Here is a 3,923-nt window from a genome sequence, read left to right as displayed (position 1 = left end):
AAGCCCGAAACCGACCACACGGCAGCTGGGGCAAGCCACGCAAGGCACGGAGAACGTAGCCGCCAGCGGCTCAGGAGCGATCTACAGCTGGAGTACTAGGAGACGACTCAGACAGGCATCTCATGAGGGCGATAGCCCCTGCCTCTCGGTGATGCCACCGGGCCGCCCCCGGACTCGTCGAACCGCCGCGAGCAACCCGTCGTCCATCCGGCGAGCCCTCGGCCCCGGCGCCGCCCGCGCCCTCGGCCCCCAACGCCCCCCAGGCCGCCCACAGCCGCCCAGGGCGGCCCCGCCGACCGGAGCTGCCCGCTGGTCACCAGCACCGCCGAGCTGGCCGCCCTGCTGGTGCGCCAGGCCCCGGCCGCCCGGACCCGACTGCTCCCACACCCGGGCGCAGGCCGCCGGCTGCGCCGCGGTCTCCTCGGCGCCAACACCGGGGCGGTGGCCTGCTGGAGCCCGTCGTCACGTCGAGGCGTGGGAGGCCGCCGCACGCTGCGCGCCACCCAGACCAGGGCCCCGCCACTATGATCATCGCCGCGAACCGGCGGAGGGCCGGAGTGACGGGGGGACGGACATGCTGGCGTGGTGGCGCAACCGGTCGCGGGGCCGTGCCGACTCCCTGGCCGGCAAGGCGAACCGCCTTGCGGCCGACGGGCTGTGGGCCGGGGCCGAAGCCGCCCTGCGGCAGGTCGTCCGGCTGCACACCGCCGAGTTGGGCCCGCAGGCGTCGGCCACCCTGGCCGCGCGCGGCGAACTGGCGGCGGCCCTGGCCGCGTTGAGGCGGTACGAGGAGGCCGAGACCGAGTCGCGGGCCGTGCTCCCGCTCGCTGTCGCCGCCTGGGGTGAGGACCATGCCGACGTCCGCGAGCTGCGGGGGGTGCTCGGCCGTGCCCTGATGGCGTTGGAGCGGTACGAGGAGGCCGAGGAAGAGCTACGGGCCGTGCTCCCGCTCGCCGTCGCCGCGCGGGGCGAGGACCACACCGAGGTCCACGACGCGCGACTGCGGCTGAGCCGCGTCCTGGTCGCCACCGGACACGTGGCCGAGGCCGAGGAACTGGCGCGCGCCGTCCTGGCCGCGCACCCCGCCGTGGATCTGGTGCGCGTGTGCGCGTGGAGGGCCAGAGCGTTGGCGCTCAACAACCTCGGCCGCCACCGCGACGCCCTGGCCGAGTACACCACGCTCCTGACCGAGGCCTCGTCGGTACTCGGCGCGGGACACCGGCTGATGCTGGCGGCCTGCGTGAGCCGGTTCCAGCAACTCGTGGTCCTGGGCGAGTACGACCGGGTTGAACAGGAATACCCGGCCCTGCTGTCCGTCCTCCCCGATGGCGACCCGCGCCGGGCCGCTGTGCACAGCGCGCGGCTCTTCGCCCTCGTCAGCGCCGGCCGCCACGTCGAGGCCGAGGCGTTCGCCCGAAAGGTACGGGCCCGAAGCCCCGGGGCCGGCCTCTCCCTGGGACTCGCCCGCAGCCTCAACGCTCTGGGCCGCGCCGAGGAGGCGCTACGGGTCCTCACCGAGGAGGCCGAGTCGGACGACCTGGGGGCCGACGAGGGCCCGCGCGCCGTCCTGACCGCTACCGTCACCGCCCAGGTCCTGCTCGGCCTCCACCGGCCGGACGAGGCCGAGTCCCGCGCCCGGCACGCGGTTGAACTCGCCCAGCGCCACTACCACCCCCATAACCATCGGGCCCTGGAAGCCGCCACCACCCTGGGCCGTGCACTCGCCGCCCAGGGCCGGCGCCACGAGGCCGAATCACAGCTGACCCGCTGCGCCACCGCCTGGCGCGAGCACTTCGGCGCCCGGCACCCGTACACCGCGGTCGTCGAGGCCGAACTCGCGGCACTGGAAAGCCCCTGACGAGAACCCGCCTGTTCTTCTCGCGTCGGGCTGGCGCCGGCCGCTCGCTGGTCGTGGGTGCGGCGGGCGTCGTCGAGGTCGCCGATGCTGCTGTCAGTTGCGGGTGGTCGTCGAGAGCCGGGTGAGGACGGCCGTCGCGTGCGCCGGGTCGGCGTGGAGCCAGGCGGTCAGGTGCTCTCGGACGGCCTCGGCGACGCAGGCGCGGACGGGCCCGTTGCCCAGCCGGTCGCGGATGGCCCCCTCGAACTCGGGGCGATCAAGCTTTACCGACACGACCGCCGTCAGGCCCGCACCGAGCTGGGTGGGGGTGAAGTCGGGGTCGGAGGGGGTGAGCAGCTGGTGCTCCCGGGCGTAGGCGTTGACCGCGGCCGCCAGGCCGTCGCGAAAGCCGAGCTCGTGCGTGCCGCCGCCGGCGGTCGGCAGACTGTTGGCGTAGCTGGCGACCCGCTCCTCGCGCGAGTCGCACCAACGGAGGGCCACCTCGACGGTTCCCTCCATTTCGGAGTACTCGCGTTCGAAGCCGATCACGTCCGGGGGGAGGGGGGTGCTCTGCTCTGCGATGTGGTCCCTCGGGCCGCCCGGGAACCGGAAGCGGACGGCTCGGGGCACCGCGGGGTTGCGGTCATCGGTCAGGGTGATGTCCAAGTCCCGGTTCAGGAAGGCCAGTTCCCTGAAGCGCTCGGCCAGCGCGTCGAACGAGAACTCCAGCGTCTCGAAGATCTCGGCATCGGGCCGGAAGGTGATCGCGGTCCCGCTGCCGCCGGCCGGTCCGGTGTGGGCGGGCGGCGCGACGGCTACGCCTCGCTCGTACTCCAGCACCCAGCGGGCGCCGTCGCGTCGTACCTCGGCCGTCAGACGGCCCGACAGTGCGTTGACGACGGCCAGTCCCACGCCGAAGTGGCCGCCGAACAGCGAGTGCCGGCTGGCAGGCTGCGCCCCGGCGCAGAGCACGGTCAACCGGGTCTCCAGCGCAGGGCTGTCACTGTGGCCGGCGTGCTCGACCGGCAGGCCCGTGCCGTCGTCGGCGACGCGGACGCCGCCGTCGGCGGCGAGGGTGATCTCGACATGGCTGGCGGTGCCGCTAAGGATCTCGTCCAGCGCCCGCTCGGCGACCTCGAACACCAGGTGGTGAAGGCCGCGTTCACCGACCGATCCGACGTACATCCCGGGCCGCTTGCGAACGGCCTCCAGGCCCTCCAGAACCACGATCGTGCTGGCGTCGTACGCATTGGATTCCTCGCTCATGATGCCCCCTCCGAGGGTGTCCGACAGAGCTTCCCCAGCCTAGGAGATTTCCGAGAAAACACCAGGTCAGAGCAGGTTTGGCGATGCCGTGGACGGGCTCCTGAGGGGCAATCGGGAGCGCCCGGCCGGGGAGAGGTGCGCACTGCCACCGCAATCCCGCCGCGGCCCTTTGGGGACCGTCTGTGGCACTGTTTCGGGGGGCTGCGGGGCCACGAGTTTCAAGAATTTTTCGCGTCGGCCTGGTGCGGTCGTGGATGACGTGTGAACCGTCCGACTCCGCGGCCATTTGGGCGCGGCGCCGGAGGGTTTGACCGATCAGACCGCGTTTGAGCACGGGTGGTGCGTGAGAGGGGTCTTGGGCGGTGATCGGTGTTATAGCCGCCGGCTCACCCGCCGAAAGTCCCGCGACGCGTCCTGGCCTGCGACCGCTCGTCCGACAGCCCTCGTAGCGCACGCTCCCCGACACCTGCAACAGGGCGCTGTCGGCGGCCTACAGAGCAAGGAACCGCTCTACCTCTCGCCTCAGGGACGGTGTCAGATCACTCAGCGCCGAAACGATCAGATGAAGCTCACGCCCGAGTTCGGGTGACTCGCTCCAGACCTCCGGACTCCTGGTGAGTGCAGCGGCCAACAGATCGCCCTCGTACATGTCGCCCTCCGCCAGCGGGTCGTCCCGCAGGACTTCCAGCGCCAGCGGCAAGAGATGGGTAAGGCCCACGTCCTGCCTAATACTCCAGCTGTAGATCGCTCCTGAGCCGCTGGCGGCTACGTTCTCCGTGCCTTGCGTGGCTTGCCCCAGCTGCCGTGTGGTCGGTTTCGG

3 protein-coding genes are annotated in these 3,923 nt (G+C 72.3%); 1 reads left to right on the top strand and 2 read right to left on the bottom strand.

Going from position 1 to position 3,923, the window contains the following annotated elements:
• Positions 1-574: 574 nt before the first annotated feature.
• Entirely contained in the window at positions 575-1,858 is a 1,284-nt protein-coding gene (locus tag ABTY61_RS41765) for a tetratricopeptide repeat protein (RefSeq protein ID WP_350510482.1), read from the top strand.
• Between the two features lie 93 nt (positions 1,859-1,951).
• On the opposite strand, the gene ABTY61_RS41760 is transcribed toward ABTY61_RS41765, so the two are convergent.
• Both ABTY61_RS41760 and ABTY61_RS41755 read right to left on the bottom strand, forming a co-directional pair.
• On the bottom strand, positions 1,952-3,103 hold the full coding sequence (locus ABTY61_RS41760) for an ATP-binding protein (protein WP_350510481.1): 1,152 nt from the start codon (positions 3,101-3,103) through the stop codon (positions 1,952-1,954).
• A gap of 490 nt (positions 3,104-3,593) precedes the next feature.
• On the bottom strand, positions 3,594-3,923 hold a 330-nt coding region (locus ABTY61_RS41755), incomplete at its 5' end, for a contact-dependent growth inhibition system immunity protein (protein ID WP_350510480.1).

Origin of the sequence: Kitasatospora sp. NPDC096128, assembly GCF_040303105.1 — a bacterium.
Taxonomy (GTDB): Bacteria; Actinomycetota; Actinomycetes; order Streptomycetales; family Streptomycetaceae; genus Kitasatospora.
Note: the sequence above shows the minus strand (reverse complement) of the source record. Positions and strands in the feature narration are given on the sequence as shown.